The sequence below is a fragment of the Pseudomonas arvensis genome, assembly GCF_056688935.1.
Genome location: NZ_CP162038.1, coordinates 5,478,419 through 5,493,673 on the forward strand (window position 1 = coordinate 5,478,419; position 15,255 = coordinate 5,493,673).

The 15,255-nt window shown below is 61.5% G+C and carries 16 protein-coding genes; 2 read left to right on the plus strand and 14 right to left on the minus strand.

The window, feature by feature from the left end:
• Positions 1-289: 289 nt before the first annotated feature.
• From AB3G88_RS24810 to AB3G88_RS24870, 13 genes are all read right to left on the minus strand, one after another.
• Complete coding sequence (locus AB3G88_RS24810; protein WP_480452086.1) at positions 290-1,210, minus strand: S66 peptidase family protein; 921 nt, start codon at positions 1,208-1,210, stop codon at positions 290-292.
• Positions 1,211-1,338: 128 nt separating this feature from the next.
• The gene (gene lipA, locus AB3G88_RS24815) at positions 1,339-2,340 is read right to left on the minus strand and encodes a lipoyl synthase (RefSeq protein WP_160385010.1); all 1,002 of its coding nucleotides are present in this window, start codon (positions 2,338-2,340) and stop codon (positions 1,339-1,341) included.
• 26 nt (positions 2,341-2,366) lie between these two features.
• Positions 2,367-3,014 carry a lipoyl(octanoyl) transferase LipB gene (lipB, locus tag AB3G88_RS24820; RefSeq protein WP_480452088.1) on the minus strand — a complete coding sequence of 216 codons (648 nt, stop codon included), beginning with the start codon at positions 3,012-3,014 and terminating at the stop codon, positions 2,367-2,369.
• The gene (locus AB3G88_RS24825) at positions 3,014-3,289 is read right to left on the minus strand and encodes a DUF493 domain-containing protein (RefSeq protein ID WP_480452090.1); all 276 of its coding nucleotides are present in this window, start codon (positions 3,287-3,289) and stop codon (positions 3,014-3,016) included. Before AB3G88_RS24825 ends, lipB begins: the two co-directional genes overlap by 1 nt.
• An 84-nt stretch (positions 3,290-3,373) precedes the next feature.
• A complete protein-coding gene (locus tag AB3G88_RS24830; protein ID WP_099584672.1) occupies positions 3,374-4,531 on the minus strand; it encodes a D-alanyl-D-alanine carboxypeptidase family protein in 1,158 nt (385 codons plus the stop codon).
• A gap of 180 nt (positions 4,532-4,711) precedes the next feature.
• Positions 4,712-5,713, minus strand: coding sequence for a septal ring lytic transglycosylase RlpA family protein (locus AB3G88_RS24835; protein ID WP_099584671.1), 1,002 nt, complete (start codon positions 5,711-5,713; stop codon positions 4,712-4,714).
• Complete coding sequence (gene mltB / locus AB3G88_RS24840) at positions 5,713-6,723, minus strand: lytic murein transglycosylase B (protein ID WP_032884595.1); 1,011 nt, start codon at positions 6,721-6,723, stop codon at positions 5,713-5,715. The genes AB3G88_RS24835 and mltB overlap by 1 nt, the downstream gene beginning before the upstream one ends.
• A gap of 17 nt (positions 6,724-6,740) precedes the next feature.
• Entirely contained in the window at positions 6,741-7,844 is a 1,104-nt protein-coding gene (rodA, locus tag AB3G88_RS24845; RefSeq protein WP_042570827.1) for a rod shape-determining protein RodA, read from the minus strand.
• Between the two features lie 31 nt (positions 7,845-7,875).
• Positions 7,876-9,774 (minus strand): penicillin-binding protein 2, encoded by a 1,899-nt coding sequence (mrdA, locus tag AB3G88_RS24850; protein WP_250925318.1) that lies wholly within the window; start codon positions 9,772-9,774, stop codon positions 7,876-7,878.
• A gap of 15 nt (positions 9,775-9,789) precedes the next feature.
• On the minus strand, positions 9,790-10,257 hold the full coding sequence (rlmH, locus tag AB3G88_RS24855; protein ID WP_003176297.1) for a 23S rRNA (pseudouridine(1915)-N(3))-methyltransferase RlmH: 468 nt from the start codon (positions 10,255-10,257) through the stop codon (positions 9,790-9,792).
• A gap of 9 nt (positions 10,258-10,266) precedes the next feature.
• Positions 10,267-10,761, minus strand: coding sequence for a ribosome silencing factor (rsfS, locus tag AB3G88_RS24860; RefSeq protein WP_003176298.1), 495 nt, complete (start codon positions 10,759-10,761; stop codon positions 10,267-10,269).
• A gap of 69 nt (positions 10,762-10,830) precedes the next feature.
• Positions 10,831-11,475: a nicotinate-nucleotide adenylyltransferase gene (gene nadD, locus AB3G88_RS24865; RefSeq protein ID WP_099584669.1), complete on the minus strand. Its 645-nt coding sequence runs from the start codon at positions 11,473-11,475 to the stop codon at positions 10,831-10,833.
• Positions 11,475-12,740: a glutamate-5-semialdehyde dehydrogenase gene (locus AB3G88_RS24870; RefSeq protein WP_099584668.1), complete on the minus strand. Its 1,266-nt coding sequence runs from the start codon at positions 12,738-12,740 to the stop codon at positions 11,475-11,477. The genes nadD and AB3G88_RS24870 overlap by 1 nt, the downstream gene beginning before the upstream one ends.
• A 175-nt stretch (positions 12,741-12,915) precedes the next feature.
• Between AB3G88_RS24870 and AB3G88_RS24875 the strand changes: the two genes are divergently transcribed.
• Both AB3G88_RS24875 and AB3G88_RS24880 read left to right on the plus strand, forming a co-directional pair.
• Entirely contained in the window at positions 12,916-13,587 is a 672-nt protein-coding gene (locus AB3G88_RS24875) for a DNA-3-methyladenine glycosylase (protein ID WP_480452094.1), read from the plus strand.
• A 114-nt stretch (positions 13,588-13,701) separates the two neighbouring features.
• Positions 13,702-15,018 (plus strand): bifunctional DedA family/phosphatase PAP2 family protein, encoded by a 1,317-nt coding sequence (locus tag AB3G88_RS24880; protein ID WP_099584666.1) that lies wholly within the window; start codon positions 13,702-13,704, stop codon positions 15,016-15,018.
• On the opposite strand, the gene AB3G88_RS24885 is transcribed toward AB3G88_RS24880, so the two are convergent.
• Positions 15,012-15,227 carry a hypothetical protein gene (locus AB3G88_RS24885; RefSeq protein WP_099584827.1) on the minus strand — a complete coding sequence of 72 codons (216 nt, stop codon included), beginning with the start codon at positions 15,225-15,227 and terminating at the stop codon, positions 15,012-15,014. The two genes, AB3G88_RS24880 and AB3G88_RS24885, sit on opposite strands and share 7 nt — an antisense overlap.
• Between the last annotated feature and the right edge of the window lie 28 nt (positions 15,228-15,255).

The following is a 15,255-nucleotide window of genomic DNA, read 5'->3' on the forward strand; positions in this document are numbered from 1 at the left end:
TATGGCGACTAAAGCAATCGGGGGCAAGCCCTAATGCCGGTCAGTTAAGAGATAAAAGGGCAAAAAGTAACCTGTGGCGAGGGAGCTTGCTCCCGTTGGACTGCGCAGCAGTCCCATTTTTGGGGCCGCTTCGCGGCCCAGCGGGAGCAAGCTCCCTCGCCACAGGTACGGTGTTCGTCCTTAACTGACTGGCATTAGGGCAAGCCCCCTCCCACATTTTGATTTGTGAATACATTCAAGTGTGGGAGGGTGCTTGCCCCCGATTGCGGTTGAGCAGCCACCCACAGATTCAGGTTTTGAACACCACATCCTGCTCCAACACCACCTGCTGTTCCCCCGCATCCAGCCGCACCAATGCGCCTATCGGCAGCGTCAGGTTCGGATCGCAATGCCCGCTGCGCCAGCCGGACAATACTGGAATGCCCAAAGGTTCGAAGGTCTGCGTCAGCAAGCGCTCCAGCGCAGCGTTATCCACCCCCGCCACATCCCCGACCAGCACACCGGCGACCAGGGCCAGCTTGCCCGCCAGGCGCAGGTGCGTGAGTAAGCGGTCGATACGGTAGATCGGTTCGTTGACGTCCTCGATAAACAGGATGATGCCTTCAGCGTCCAGCTCGAAAGGCGTGCCCATCACCGCCGCGATCATCGACAGGTTGCCCCCCAGCAAGCGCCCACAGGCGATGCCAGGCTCGATGGTGGTCAGCGGGAAGGCCACTGGGTGTGCAAGCACGCTGCCAGCGCCGAGCTGGCCACGCAGCAGGCTGAACAGGGAGGACTCGGTCGGTGGCTGCTTGTTACCGAGCAGGTCGGCATTGAGCATCGGGCCGTGGAAGGTCACGAAGCCAGCGTAACGGTTGATCGCCAGATGCAGGGCGGTGATGTCGCTATAGCCTACAAACGGCTTGGGGTTGGCGCGGATCAGGTCGAATTCGAGCGCGTCCAGCAATCGTGGCGTGCCATAGCCGCCGCGCAGGCAGAAGATGGCATCGATATCGGGATTGGCGAAGGCGGCGTGCAGATCGTTGAGGCGGACTTTATCGCTACCGGAGAGGTAGCCGTCGCGCTCATAGACGCCGGGGAAAATTCGCAGGTCGTAGCCGCGCGTGCGCATCCATTGCCCGGCCTTTTCAACGTCCAATGCGGCGGGGCCGGCGGGGGCGATCAGGGCGATGGTGCCTTCGGAACGAAGGGCTGGAACGGCTGCAGTCATACACAACTCTCCCTAGTTAACGCGCAAAAAAATGTGGGAGGGGGTTTGCCCCCGATAGCGGTGGATCAGCCAGCACAGGTAGCGACTGACACACCGCAATCGGGGGTAAGCCCCCTCCCACATCTGTATTACGAGACCAGGCTTGCCTTGACCAGCTTGGCCTGCTCATCAGCGTGGTACGAAGAACGAACCAACGGGCCGGAGGCGACGTTCTTGAAGCCCATCTTGTAGCCTTCCTCGGCGAACCAGGCGAAGACGTCCGGGTGCACGAAACGTTGTACCGGCAAGTGGCTGCGCGACGGTTGCAGGTACTGGCCCAGGGTCAGCATGTCGATGTCGTGTTCGCGCATGCGCTTCATGACTTCGATGACTTCTTCGTCGGTTTCGCCCAGGCCCAGCATCAGGCCGGACTTGGTCGGGATGTGCGGCATCATCTGCTTGAATTTCTGCAGCAGGGTCAGCGACCACTGGTAGTCCGAACCCGGACGCGCAGCCTTGTACAGGCGTGGCACGGTTTCCAGGTTGTGGTTGAACACATCCGGCGGCTCGGCGGCGGTGATTTCCAGCGCCACGTCCATCCGGCCACGGTAGTCCGGAACCAGGGTTTCGAGCATCACGTTCGGCGACAGCTTGCGGATTTCGCGGATGCAGTCGGCAAAGTGCTGGGCGCCGCCGTCACGCAGGTCGTCGCGGTCTACCGAGGTGATCACTACGTATTTGAGTTTCAGGTCGGCGATGGCGATGGCCAGGCTTTCCGGTTCGTTGACGTCCAGTGGCTTCGGACGACCGTGGCCGACGTCGCAGAACGGGCAACGACGGGTGCAGATGTCACCCATGATCATGAAGGTGGCGGTGCCGCCAGAGAAGCACTCACCCAGGTTCGGGCAGGACGCTTCTTCGCACACGCTGTGCAGCTTGTGTTTGCGCAGCAGGGCCTTGATACGGTCGACTTCCGGCGAAACCGGGATGCGCACGCGGATCCAGTCGGGTTTCTTCGGCAGTTCGGTAGTCGGAATGATCTTCACCGGGATGCGTGCAACCTTCTCGGCGCCGCGCAGCTTGACGCCGGCTTCCACCTTGGCACGCGGGGCCGGGGCCGGACGTTCGGTGACGTCCAGCGTCGGGATCATGGTTTGCACTGCATCAGTAGTCATAATCAGTCGATTCCGCCCGTAAGGGTCGTCTGCTCAGCATAGTCGAGGTGTTTGACGAGCTGCGCGCGCAGCCGGGCACTTACCTCGGCAAATTTAATCGGTGTGGCGTGTTCGCTCAACTGGGTCATCGCCAACCCGGCGTAGCCGCACGGGTTGATCCGCCGGAACGGCGCCAGGTCCATGTCCACGTTCAAGGCCAGGCCATGAAAGGAACATCCGTGACGAATGCGCAGCCCCAGGGAGGCGATTTTCGCGCCCTCCACATACACGCCAGGAGCATCAGGCTTGGCCGCAGCGGTCACGCCATAACTGGCCAGCAGCTCGATCAGGCAAGCCTCTATACGGCTGACCAGATCGCGCACGCCAAATCCCAGCTTGCGCACATCCAGCAAGAGATAAGCGACCAGTTGACCGGGGCCATGGTAAGTCACTTGGCCACCTCGGTCGACCTGCACCACCGGAATATCTCCCGGCAGCAGCAAATGCTCGGCCTTGCCGGCCTGGCCCTGGGTGAACACCGGCGGGTGTTCCACCAGCCAGACCTCATCGGGTGTCGAGGTGCCGCGCTCGTTGGTGAACCGCTGCATGGCGTGCCAGACAGGCTCGTAGGCCATCTGGCCGAGCTCGCGAAAGCCCAGGACCTGTGACATCACAGCACCATGTGCACGAAGCCGGTGGCCCGCAGTTCACTGTTGATGTTGTAGAGCTGGTCTTGATCAGTCGCAACGATGTGCAACTGGATCGTGGTGTATTTACCGTTGGTGCTGGAACGTTCGTCCACCCGGTTATCGTTGATCATCGCGTGTTTACGCACGATATCGATGATCTTGTCTTTGTTGCCTACACCGGTATCGCTGATCACCTTGACGGGATAGTCCGTCACTGGGAATTCGATCTTTGGCGCCTTTACTTCTTTATCGGTCATGGCGTAACGGCCTCGTAAGCGGTAAGCCGTGGCGACAGCAAAGCCCCGCGTCGGATCAACGCGGGGCTTTGCAGGTGCACACAATCAGTTGAACAAGCCGTAGAAGAATAGACGGATGCTATCCCACACGCGGCGGAAGATACCACCTTCGTCGACAGCGTCCAGCGCGATCAGGTCGGCGCTGTGCACCACCTTGTCGTCCAGTTTCACTTCGACTTTACCGATCACGTCGCCCTTGGCGATTGGGGCAACCAATTGCGGGTTCATGGTCATGCTGGCAGCGAGCTTTTTCAGCTGGCCTTTAGGCATGGTCAGCGTCAGGTCTTCAGCCAGGCCAGCCTTGACCTGGGAAGTCGCGCCCTTCCATACCGGCGCGGTCGCCAGTTCAGCACCCTTCTGGTAGAAGGTCTGGGTTTCGAAGAAGCGGAAACCGTAGGTCAGCAGTTTTTGCGTCTCGGCCGCACGGGCCTGCTCACTGTTGGTACCGAACACGACGGCGATCAGGCGCTGGCCATCACGTACGGCGGACGACACCATGCAGTAGCCGGCTTCGTCGGTGTGGCCGGTTTTCAGGCCATCGACGGTCTTGTCGCGCCACAGCAGCAGGTTGCGGTTAGGCTGCTTGATGTTGTTCCAGAAGAATTCCTTCTGGGAGTAGATCGCGTAGTGCACCGGGTCGACACGAATGATCGCGCGCGCCAGGATCGCCATGTCGTGAGCCGACGAATAGTGCTCTGGGTTCGGCAGGCCGGTCGGGTTCATGAAGTGGCTGTTGGTCATGCCCAGGTCGGCCACGGTTTTGTTCATCATGTCGGCGAACGCGTCTTCGCTGCCGGCGATGTGCTCGGCCAAGGCTACGCTGGCGTCGTTACCGGACTGGATGATGATGCCGTGCAGCAGGTCGCTCACGGTGACTTGCGAGCCCACCTTGATGAACATGCGCGAGCCGCCGGTCCGCCAGGCGTTTTCGCTGACGGTCACCGGGTCGTTCTCACCGATCTGGCCGCGACGGATTTCCAGGGTCGCGATGTAGGCGGTCATCAGCTTGGTCAGGCTGGCCGGTGGCAGGCGTTGGTCACCGTTGCTCTCGACCAGCACGTTGCCGCTGGCAGCGTCCATCAGGACCCATGCCTTGGCGGCCAGTTGCGGTGAAGCCGGCACCATTTCAACCGCCCAGGCGGCCGGGGTGATGATCAGCGAGATAAGCAGGCACGTGCGTTTGGCTAAGGTGGTGATGTTCATCCGTCTCTCGAAATTGCTTATGGAAACTTGCCCTCGCGGGCAAAACTTATTCAGACAGCCCGCTACCAGACTGTCACGTGTTCGGTTGCCCGCTCACCCCTTGCCCCTGGGTTTTTATTGTTCAACGAGCCAACAACCACGGCCCAAACCCGCGTACGGGCCTGGGCCATCAATCCTTTGTTACTCGGCGGTGACCACGCTGGGTTGCCCCAGGTTGGCCAGGCGCACGCTGTTCTGTACTTGCGCGACTTCGCTCGGGGAGCCGATCGGGCCCATGCGCACGCGGTGCAGGGTCTGCTGGTTACGCACGATGGAGCTGATAAAGACCGGTGCGTTGACCATGCCGCTGAGCTTGGACCTTAACAGTTCTGCCGCATCCGGGTTGGCGAAAGCGCCCACCTGCAGGTATTGCCCGCCGGCGACCGCGGCGCCTGGCGCTGCATGGGGCACGACCACCGTGTCCGGCGCGTGCTGCTGCGGGGGCGGTGTCCACTGTTCGATCTTGCCGGTGGACGCCGTCACTTGCGGCTGCGCACTCTGCGGCTCGTTGAGCATCAACGGCGCAGGCTTGCCACGCTGAGCCCAGTATTGCGCAGGGTCGATACCTTCGACCTTGACCCGTGCGGTGCCGGTTTCGGCATAGCCGAGTTTTTTCGCGGCGGCATAGGACAAGTCGATGATGCGGTCCGAATAGAACGGCCCACGGTCGTTGACCCGCAGGATCACCGTGCGATTGTTATCCAGGTTGGTCACCCGTACATAGCTGGGCAGCGGCAGGGTTTTATGCGCTGCGCTCATGCCATACAGGTCATAGACCTCGCCGTTGGCCGTGTTCTGGCCATGGAACTTGGTGCCGTACCAGGACGCCGTGCCCGATTGCACGTAGGTCTTGGATTCCTGTAGCGGAAAGTAGGACTTACCCAGCACGGTGTAGGGGTTGGCCTTGTACGGGCCGGTGTGCAGGGTGGGCGTGGCGTCCGGGATCTTCGACACGTCGACATCCCACCACGGCGCGCCGTCTTTGTGGGCGCGGTTGATGTCCAGGCCCGGCTGTGAACGCACGGCGGTGCCGCCGGGCTTCTGGGTTGCCGGGCCACGGCTGGTGGAACAACTGACGACCAGCAGGGACAACGCGGCGAACGCCACCAGCTTGAGCGGTTGATTGAACGGCGATGCCCGCATTACTTGTTGCCCCGTGCTTGGACCAGCATGTCTGACAGCTGATGCACGGCCATGGCGTACATCACACTGCGGTTATAACGCGTGATCGCGTAGAAATTCTTCAGGCCCATCCAGTATTCAGGGCCATTTTCGCCTTCCAGGCGGAACGCCGTGACCGGCATGTCATCGCGTGGCGCATTCTGACTCGACCAGCCCAGCGCCCGCAACTCCCCGACCGTCTTGGCCGGCTCGATGCCCTGGGTGAGGCCTTCATCGGCACGCTCCCCGCTGACATCGGCGCGGATCACCACCGGCTCGCCACCCACCCAGCCGTGGCGCTTGAAGTAGCTGGCCACGCTGCCGATGGCGTCGTCGGGATTACTCCAGATGTTGATGTGGCCGTCGCCGTCGAAATCCACTGCGTAGGCGCGGAAACTGCTCGGCATGAACTGCGGCAAGCCCATCGCCCCGGCGTAGGAGCCCTTGAGGGTCAGTGGATCGACCTGCTCTTCACGGGCCAGCAGCAGGAATTCGCGCAGCTCCTTGCGGAAGAAGTCGGCGCGGGGCGGGTAATCGAAGCCCAGGGTCGACAAGGCGTCGATCACCCGATAGCTGCCGGTATTACGCCCGTAAAAGGTTTCAATGCCGATGATCGCGACAATCACCTGGGCCGGCACGCCGTATTCCTGCTCGGCGCGGGCCAGCACGGCTTCGTGCTGACGCCAGAAATCCACACCACGTGCCACGCGGGCGTCGGTGAGGAACATCGGGCGATATTCCTTCCACTGCTTCACACGTTCGGCGGGGCGGGAGATGGCGTCGAGGATCGCCTGCTTTTTCTGGGCTTCGCGGAACACGCCCATCAGCTGTTCACCGGCGAAACCGTAGTCGCGGGTCATCTCACCGACAAATTCGGCGACCTGAGGTGAACCATCGTAGTCACCGGCCTGCGCCTCCTGCGTTGCACCCAGCAGCCCAATCAGGCCCATCCAGGACGCATGCCGAGTCGCCCAGCCGCGCATTACTTGCATTGACATCTTCACCTTATTCAAACCTGTGCGATCCACTTGCGATGCGTATGAATCGACATCAAAACCCCAAACGCTGACAGCAATGTCACCAGCGAAGTTCCGCCGTAGCTAATGAACGGCAACGGCACCCCAACCACCGGCAGCAGGCCACTGACCATACCGATGTTGACGAAAACGTAAACAAAAAAAGTCATGGTCAAGGCGCCTGCGAGCAACTTGCCGAACAGCGTCTGCGCCTGTGCGGTGATCACCAGGCCACGCCCGATCAGCAGCAAATAGATCAGCAACAGCGCGCAGATGCCCACCAGGCCGAACTCTTCGCCCATCACCGCAATAATGAAGTCGGTGTGGCTCTCCGGCAAAAAGTCCAAGTGCGACTGGGTGCCCAGCAACCAACCCTTGCCAAACACGCCGCCGGAACCGATGGCGGCCTTGGACTGGATGATGTTCCAGCCGGTGCCGAGCGGGTCGCTTTCCGGGTCGAGAAACGTGAGGATCCGTTGCTTCTGGTAATCGTGCATAAAGAAGAACCACATCGCTACTGCCACCGGTACGGCCGCGGCCAGCACGCTGAGGATCCAGCGCCAGCGCAACCCACCCATGAACAGCACGAACGCACCACCGGCGAGGATCAGCAGCGAGGTGCCGAGATCCGGTTGGCGCACGATCAGGATGAACGGTACGCCGATCAGGATCAGGCTGATGCCCACGTGTTTAAGCTGCGGCGGCAAAGTGCGCTTGGACAGGTACCAGGCGATGGTAGCCGGCATCAGGATCTTCATGAATTCCGACGGCTGGAAGCGAATCACCCCCGGAATGTTGATCCAGCGGGTCGCACCCATGGCGTTGTGGCCCATCACATCCACCACCACCAGCAGCAATACCCCGGCGACGTAGCCGAGCGGCACCCAACGCGCCATGAAACGCGGCTCCAACTGGGCGATTACCACCATGGACAGCAGGCCCAGGCCAAACGACGACGCCTGCTTGATCAGCAAGTCCCAGTTCTTGCCGCTGGCCGAATACAACACGAACAGGCTGCCGGCGGCCAGGGTCAGCAGCAGGATCAGCAACGGGCCATCAATGTGCATGCGCTGCAGCAACGTCGCACGGCGACGCATCACATCCTCACTGGAGAGGATGCGGTCAAAATTACTCTTCACTGGCCGTAACCTCGGTGTTTGAAGGGGGGCCGCCATATTCGGGCTTGAGCCTGCCGTCGTCGGCCAGCAACCAGGCGTCCATCACCTGACGCACTACAGGCGCTGCAACACCGGAGCCGGACTCGCCGTTCTCTACCATCACGGCCACGACGATTTTCGGGTCGTCTGCCGGAGCAAAGCCGACAAACAAGGCGTGGTCGCGGTGGCGTTCCTGGACCTTGGAGCGGTCGTATTTTTCGCCCTGCTTGATCGCGACCACCTGGGCCGTACCGCTCTTGCCGGCAATGCGGTACTGCGAGCCGACGGCGGCCTTGCGCGCAGTGCCACGGGCGCCGTGCATCACTTGCTGCATGCCGTGGTTGACCTTGGTCCAGTCCGACGGGTCGCGCAGCACGATGTCCGGGATCGGGTTGTCATCCACCGGCTTCTCGCCTTCGATGGTCTTGGCCAGGTGCGGACGGTTCCAGATGCCTTTGTTGGCCACCAGCGCCGTGGCCTGGGCCAACTGCAAGGGCGTGGCCTGCATATAGCCCTGGCCGATACCGAGGATCAGGGTTTCACCCGGGAACCACGCCTGACGACGGGTCGCACGCTTCCACTCCCGCGATGGCATCAAGCCAGGAGATTCTTCGAACATATCCAGGGAAACCTTCTGACCCAGGCCGAACTTGCCCATATAGTCAGACAAGCGGTCGATCCCGAGCTTGTGGGCCAGGTCGTAGAAATAGGTGTCGTTGGACCGCATGATCGCGGTGTCCAGGTCGACATAGCCGTCACCGGTACGGTTCCAGTTACGGTATTTGTGATCGTAGTTGGGCAGCATGTAGTAGCCCGGGTCGAACACACGGCTGGAGGCCGTGACCACACCCGCGTCCAGGCCCGCAATCGCTACCGCGGGCTTGATGGTCGAACCCGGTGGGTACAGGCCGCGCAGTACGCGGTTGAACAGCGGTCGGTCGATGGAGTCACGCAACTCGGCGTAGGCCTTGAAGCTGATCCCGGTGACAAACAGGTTAGGGTCGAAACTCGGCTGGCTGACCATGGCCAGGACTTCGCCGGTTTTCGGGTCCAGCGCCACCACGGCGCCGCGCCGCCCGCCCAATGCCATCTCCGCCGCTTCCTGCAGCTTGATGTCCAGGCTCAACACAATGTCCTTGCCGGGAATCGGATCGGTGCGTTTGAGCACGCGCAACACGCGGCCACGGGCGTTGGTCTCGACTTCTTCGTAACCCACCTGGCCGTGCAGTTCCGGCTCGTAGAAACGCTCGATGCCGGTCTTGCCGATATGGTGGGTGCCGCTGTAGTTGACCGGGTCGAGGCTCTTGAGCTCTTTCTCGTTGATCCGTCCCATGTAGCCGACCGAATGCGCAAAGTGCGCACCCTGTGGGTAATGACGCACCAACTGTGCCACCACTTCCACACCCGGCAAACGGAACTGGTTCACCGCGATACGGGCGATCTGCTCTTCGGTCAGCTCGAACAGGATCGGCACCGGCTCGAATGGCCGACGTCCCTGCCTCATGCGTTTTTCGAAGACCACCCGGTCTTCCGGCGTCAATTGCAAGACTTCGACGATGACATCAAGGACTTGCTGCCAGTCACCGGAACGCTCGCGGGTCATGCTCAGGCTGAAGCTGGGCCGGTTGTCCGCGACCACCACGCCATTGCGGTCGAAAATCAGCCCACGGGTCGGCGGAATCGGCTGCACATGCACCCGGTTGTTTTCCGACAGCGTGGAGTGATACTCGTACTGGATCACCTGCAGGAAATACAGGCGGGCGATCAGCACACACATCAGCCCGACGACCAGAATCGCACCAAACACGACCCGAGCGCGTACAAGACGTGCGTCTTTCTCGTGGTCCTTGATGCGGATCGGCTGGGTCATCGGGAGGGGCGCAGATTATTTGTGGTAAGGGTGCCCGGACAGGACTGTCCAGGCGCGATACAGCTGTTCACCGATCAGAATCCTTACCAACGGGTGCGGCAACGTCAGCGCCGACAGCGACCAGCGCTGGTCTGCCCGCGCGCAGACTTCCGGCGCCAGCCCTTCAGGGCCACCGACCATGAAGTTGACGGTGCGCGAGTCCAGGCGCCAGCGATCCAGTTCCACCGCCAGTTGCTCGGTGCTCCAGGGTTTGCCGTGCACTTCGAGGGTGACGATGCGCTCATTGGGGCCGACCTTGGCCAACATGGCTTCGCCTTCCTGGCGGATAAAGCGCGCCACATCGGCATTCTTGCCCCGGGTGTTGAGCGGTATTTCCACCAGTTCCAGCGACAGCTCAGCGGGCAGACGCTTGGCATACTCGTGCCAGCCTTCTTCCACCCACTTGGGCATGCGTGAACCGACAGCGATCAGACGCAGGCGCACAGCCGTTCCTTATTCCTGGTCTTTGTTGAGCTTGTCGAAGTGCGCGTGGCCCACTTCCGGGCTGTGGTGCTTGCCATCAGCGGCACGGCTCTGCTCGGCGCCTTTCCACAGACGCTCCAGGTCGTAGAACTGACGGGCGTTGGAGGTCATCATGTGAACGATCACATCGTCCATGTCCAGCAGCACCCAGTCGCTGTCGCCCTTGCCTTCTTCACCCAGTGGCTTGACGCCTTGGGCTTTGACGGCTTCGCGAACCTTGTCCAGCATCGCGCCGATCTGGCGGTTGGAGGTACCGGTGGCGATGATCATGAAGTCGGTGATGCTCTGCTTGTCGCGCACGTCCAGGACCTGGATGTCCTGGGCCTTCACGTCTTCCAGGGCGGCAACGGCGACTTTTACCAGCTCTTCGCCAGCCAGTTCCGGGCCAACGTGGGCTTCAACCGGCAGCGGGGCGCTTTTGAACGTGCCTTTGCGTTTTACTTTGCTTACGTCTTTGTTCGTCATAAAAAACTCGTTTTGCTCGTATGTTCGGGCGCTCGCTGCACGACTGTTCGTGCGTTCAAGCGCGCCTTTTCAGTTCGACGCACGGTAAAGCCCGTGCGCATCGATGTAGGCCAGGACCGCGTCAGGCACCAGGAAACGTACCGACTTCCCGCTGGCCAGCAGTTGACGGATCTGGGTGGCGGACACCGCAAGCGGGGTCTGCCAGACGAATGCAATATTCCCGTTCGGCCCGGTCAGGGCCAAGGGGTCACTTACCGACCGCGCGGCCAGCAGGTTGCGCAAGGCATCCGGCGGTTCGCTGTCGGCATCCGGGCGTTGCAAAACCAGGATGTGGCAATGCTGGAGGAGTTCCTCCCAGCGGTGCCAAGAGGGCAGGCCGCAAAATGCGTCCCAGCCCAAAAGCAGAAACAACTGGTCATCTGCGGCCAACTCGGCGCGCATCAGTTCCAGGGTGTCGACAGTGTAGGACGGTTTATCGCGTTTGAGTTCGCGGTCGTCCACCACCAGCGGCGATACGCCCTCTACCGCCAGGCGCACCATTTCCAGACGTTGTTGCGGCGACACCTGCGGCGTATCGCGATGGGGCGGCCGTGCGTTGGGCATCACGCGCAGCTCGTCCAGCGCGAGGGCATCCGCGACTTCCAGGGCGCTGCGCAAATGGCCGATGTGCACGGGGTCGAAAGTACCGCCGAGCAGCCCGATGCGTTTAACCATCAAGTGCGCACATGACCGTCGCCGAACACCACGTACTTCTCGCTGGTCAGCCCTTCCAGGCCAACCGGGCCGCGTGCATGGAGCTTGTCGGTGGAGATGCCGATCTCCGCGCCCAGGCCGTACTCGAAGCCGTCGGCAAAACGCGTCGAGGCGTTGATCATCACCGAAGCGGAATCCACTTCGTTGAGGAAACGCCGCGCATCGCTGAAATGCTCGGAGACAATGGCGTCAGTGTGCTTGGAGCCGTATTGATTGATGTGTTCAATGGCCTCGTCCAGGTCATCGACAATCTTGATCGACAGGATCGGTGCCGTGTATTCGGTGTACCAGTCCAGCTCGGTCGCTTCGATCACGTCCGCGCCCAGCAGTGCACGGGTGCGTTCGCAGCCGCGCAGTTCCACGCCCTTGTCGCGGTAGATGGCAGCCAGCGGCGGCAGCACGCGATCGGCAATGCCGACGTGCACCAGCAGGGTTTCCATGGTGTTGCACGGGGCGTAACGGTGGGTCTTGGCGTTGTCGGCGATGCGGATGGCCTTGTCGATATCGGCAGCAACGTCGATGAACACGTGGCACACGCCGTCCAGGTGCTTGATCACCGGCACCTTGGCATCACGGCTGACACGTTCGATCAGGCTCTTGCCACCGCGCGGCACGATCACGTCGACAAATTCCGGCATGGTGATCAGCGCGCCGACAGCGGCGCGGTCGGTGGTTTCCACCACTTGCACCACTTCAGCCGGCAGTTCGGCCACGGCCAGGCCTTGCTGGATGCACGTCGCGATGGCGCGGTTGGAATTGATTGCCTCGGAACCGCCACGCAGGATGGTGGCATTGCCGGACTTGAGGCACAGGCTCGCGGCGTCGATGGTCACGTTCGGGCGCGACTCATAGATGATGCCGATCACGCCCAGCGGCACGCGCATCTTGCCGACCTGGATGCCGGACGGCAGGTAACGCATATCGCGGATTTCACCGATGGGGTCAGGCAGCTTGGCCACCTGACGCAAGCCTTCGATCATGTCATCGATACGTGCCGGGGTCAGCGCCAGGCGGTCCAGCAGGGCCGGCTCCAGGCCATTGGCGCGGCCGTTGGCCAGGTCCAGGTCGTTGGCGGCGGCGAGTTCGGAGCGCGAAGCATCCAGAGCATCGGCGGCAGCCAGCAGGGCACGGTTCTTCTGCGCAGTGCTCGCACGGGCGATCAACCGCGAGGCCTGACGGGCAGCGCGACCCAGGCGGGTCATGTAGTCAAGAACGGACTCAGTCATGGTCAGGGAGTCTTGGCAAAGAGGAAAGCGGCAGATTATAGCTGTGACGCCGCCCGACTGACAGCGGTGACGGGCGGATGGTCGAAATGAACTGTAAAAACCTGGGGTTCAGCGGTAATTAAGGTGGGAGTTGTTATTATTCGGTCACATTTAGCCGTATTAACCCCTGACCGCCATGCCCCAACTCCCCTCCAGCGCCCTGCCCGACTGCTTCTTCGACCGAGATGCGCAACTGCTTGCGCGCGACTTGCTCGGAAAAGTCATACGCCATCGCGTTGGCGAAATCTGGCTTTCGGCGCGAATTATTGAAACCGAAGCCTATTACGTGGCCGAAAAAGGCAGCCACGCCTCACTGGGCTACACAGAAAAGCGTAAGGCTTTGTTTCTGGATGGTGGCCATATCTACATGTACTACGCCCGTGGCGGCGATTCCTTGAACTTCAGCGCCCAGGGGCCGGGCAATGCCGTGCTGATCAAATCGGCTTATCCGTGGGTGGACGAAATCTCCGGCCCGGCCAGCCTGGCGCAGATGTTATTGAACAACCCGAATGCCGACGGCAGCCCGCGCCCCACGCAGAAACTGTGTGCCGGCCAGACCCTGCTGTGCAAAGCCCTGGGCCTGAAAGTGCCGATGTGGGACGCCAAGCGCTTTGACGAGGAACTGCTCTACGTCGAAAACGTGGGCCAGGTACCGACCCAGATCATCCAGACAACCCGCCTGGGCATCCCCAGTGGGCGCGATGAACACCTGATGTACCGCTTTGTCGATGCTGGCTATGCGCCGTATTGCACACGGAACCCGCTACGCCGGGGCCAGGTCGAAGGCCGGGATTATTTTTTGATTTGAATGAACATAAGAACCGAAAGCACAGCAGATCCAATGTGGGAGGGGGCAAGCCCCCTCCCACAATTGATTTCCAGTGACTAAGGGTTATGTATTTCACAGAGGGAGTGAGGTTTTATGGGCCAATGGCTCGATAGCATTACTGGCTGGCTGACCGTCAACCCGCAATGGCTGGCGGCGGCGGTGTTTATCGTCGCGTGCGTGGAATGCCTGGCCATCGCCGGGCTGATCGTGCCGGGCACGGTGTTGCTGTTTGCTATTGCGGCGCTGGCCGGCAGCGGTGCGCTGTCGTTGAGTGAAACGCTGTTGCTGGGCTTTCTCGGCGGCTTATTGGGCGATGGAGTTTCCTACTTCCTGGGCCGACATTTCCACCAGAACATCCGGCGCCTGCCCGGCCTGCGCCACCACCCCGAATGGATGAATGGTGCAGAGACCTACTTTCACAAGTACGGCATCGCCAGCCTGCTGGTCGGACGTTTCATCGGCCCCCTGCGCCCGATGCTGCCGATGGTGGCTGGCATGTGCGACATGCCGTTCCCGCGCTTTGCCCTGGTGAGCGTTCTTGCCGCTGCCGGCTGGACGGTGGCTTACTTGCTGCCGGGCTGGGCCACTGGCGCCGCGTTCCGCCTGCCGCTGCCGGAAGGTTTCTGGCCGGAGGCAGGTGTTGTCACGGCCTGCCTGGCGGTGCTGCTGGGACTGACCTTGAACAGCAGCCTGCGCGGCCATCGTCGCGCCACCCTGTGGACAGGCTGCGCCAGTCTGATTCTTTTGCTTGCGCTGTTTATCGGCTATCACCACCTCAACGATTTCGACCAGGGTCTGAGCGCGCTGGTGCAGGAGCATCGCAGCGCCTGGCTGGATGAAACCATGGTGATGGTCACCCAGTTGGGTGAGTTCAAGAAGATGTTCGTCGCTAGCGCCGTGTTCACCGGCCTGCTATTACTGGCACGACAATGGCGCCACGCACTGTTCGTCGGCGCCACGCTGGCCGGGGCCGCCGTGATCAACACCGGGACCAAGTTGTTTTTCGCCCGTGGTCGCCCGGAAATCCTGACAGACCCCCTCACCAGCTTCAGCATGCCCAGTGGCCACGCCTCCGGCGCCTTTGCGTTTTTCCTGGCACTGGCAGTGCTGGCCGGACGCGGCCAACCGACACGGCTGCGCCTGACCTGGATATTGCTGGGCTGCATTCCCGCCGCATTTATCGCGTTGTCTCGGGTGTACCTGGGCGCTCATTGGCCCAGCGACATCCTGGCCGGCACGCTGCTGGCGATGACCGTATGCGCATTCAGCCTGACGGTCAGCCAATACCGCAGCCCGTTGCCGCCGATGCCGGCCAAAGCCTGGTGGCTGGTGCTACCGGCCGTGGTGGCAGTTCTCGGGTTTATCGCCTTTACTGGCACGTCCCACGCACTGCTCAGGTACGCCTACTGACCCTTGGCGGGGCCAATCCAGTCGACTGGCGCGACGCGGCGTTCGGTATAACGCTCGCGCCGCTCCAATAGCATTTCATCGGCGATCTCTGCGGCGCGCGTGGCGATAAATTCAGCGCCGCGCTTTTCATCCTTGCGGATCAGTTGCGTGGTGATGCTGACAAAAAAGGCGTCCCAAGTGGCCATTTCCGATTGCGTTAGCCGAATCATTCCCATCCCCAGATCAAGGTGTGTGATC

Coding starts and splice junctions, on each gene's coding strand:
- AB3G88_RS24810 (WP_480452086.1), bottom strand. CDS start 1,210: ATGACTGCAGCCGTTCCAGCCCTTCGTTCCGAAGGCACCATCGCCCTG.
- lipA (WP_160385010.1), bottom strand. CDS start 2,340: ATGATCCCGACGCTGGACGTCACCGAACGTCCGGCCCCGGCCCCGCGT.
- lipB (WP_480452088.1), bottom strand. CDS start 3,014: ATGTCACAGGTCCTGGGCTTTCGCGAGCTCGGCCAGATGGCCTACGAG.
- AB3G88_RS24825 (WP_480452090.1), bottom strand. CDS start 3,289: ATGACCGATAAAGAAGTAAAGGCGCCAAAGATCGAATTCCCAGTGACG.
- AB3G88_RS24830 (WP_099584672.1), bottom strand. CDS start 4,531: ATGAACATCACCACCTTAGCCAAACGCACGTGCCTGCTTATCTCGCTG.
- AB3G88_RS24835 (WP_099584671.1), bottom strand. CDS start 5,713: ATGCGGGCATCGCCGTTCAATCAACCGCTCAAGCTGGTGGCGTTCGCC.
- mltB (WP_032884595.1), bottom strand. CDS start 6,723: ATGCAAGTAATGCGCGGCTGGGCGACTCGGCATGCGTCCTGGATGGGC.
- rodA (WP_042570827.1), bottom strand. CDS start 7,844: ATGCGTCGCCGTGCGACGTTGCTGCAGCGCATGCACATTGATGGCCCG.
- mrdA (WP_250925318.1), bottom strand. CDS start 9,774: ATGACCCAGCCGATCCGCATCAAGGACCACGAGAAAGACGCACGTCTT.
- rsfS (WP_003176298.1), bottom strand. CDS start 10,761: ATGACGAACAAAGACGTAAGCAAAGTAAAACGCAAAGGCACGTTCAAA.
- nadD (WP_099584669.1), bottom strand. CDS start 11,475: ATGGTTAAACGCATCGGGCTGCTCGGCGGTACTTTCGACCCCGTGCAC.
- AB3G88_RS24870 (WP_099584668.1), bottom strand. CDS start 12,740: ATGACTGAGTCCGTTCTTGACTACATGACCCGCCTGGGTCGCGCTGCC.
- AB3G88_RS24875 (WP_480452094.1), top strand. CDS start 12,916: ATGCCCCAACTCCCCTCCAGCGCCCTGCCCGACTGCTTCTTCGACCGA.
- AB3G88_RS24880 (WP_099584666.1), top strand. CDS start 13,702: ATGGGCCAATGGCTCGATAGCATTACTGGCTGGCTGACCGTCAACCCG.
- AB3G88_RS24885 (WP_099584827.1), bottom strand. CDS start 15,227: ATGATTCGGCTAACGCAATCGGAAATGGCCACTTGGGACGCCTTTTTT.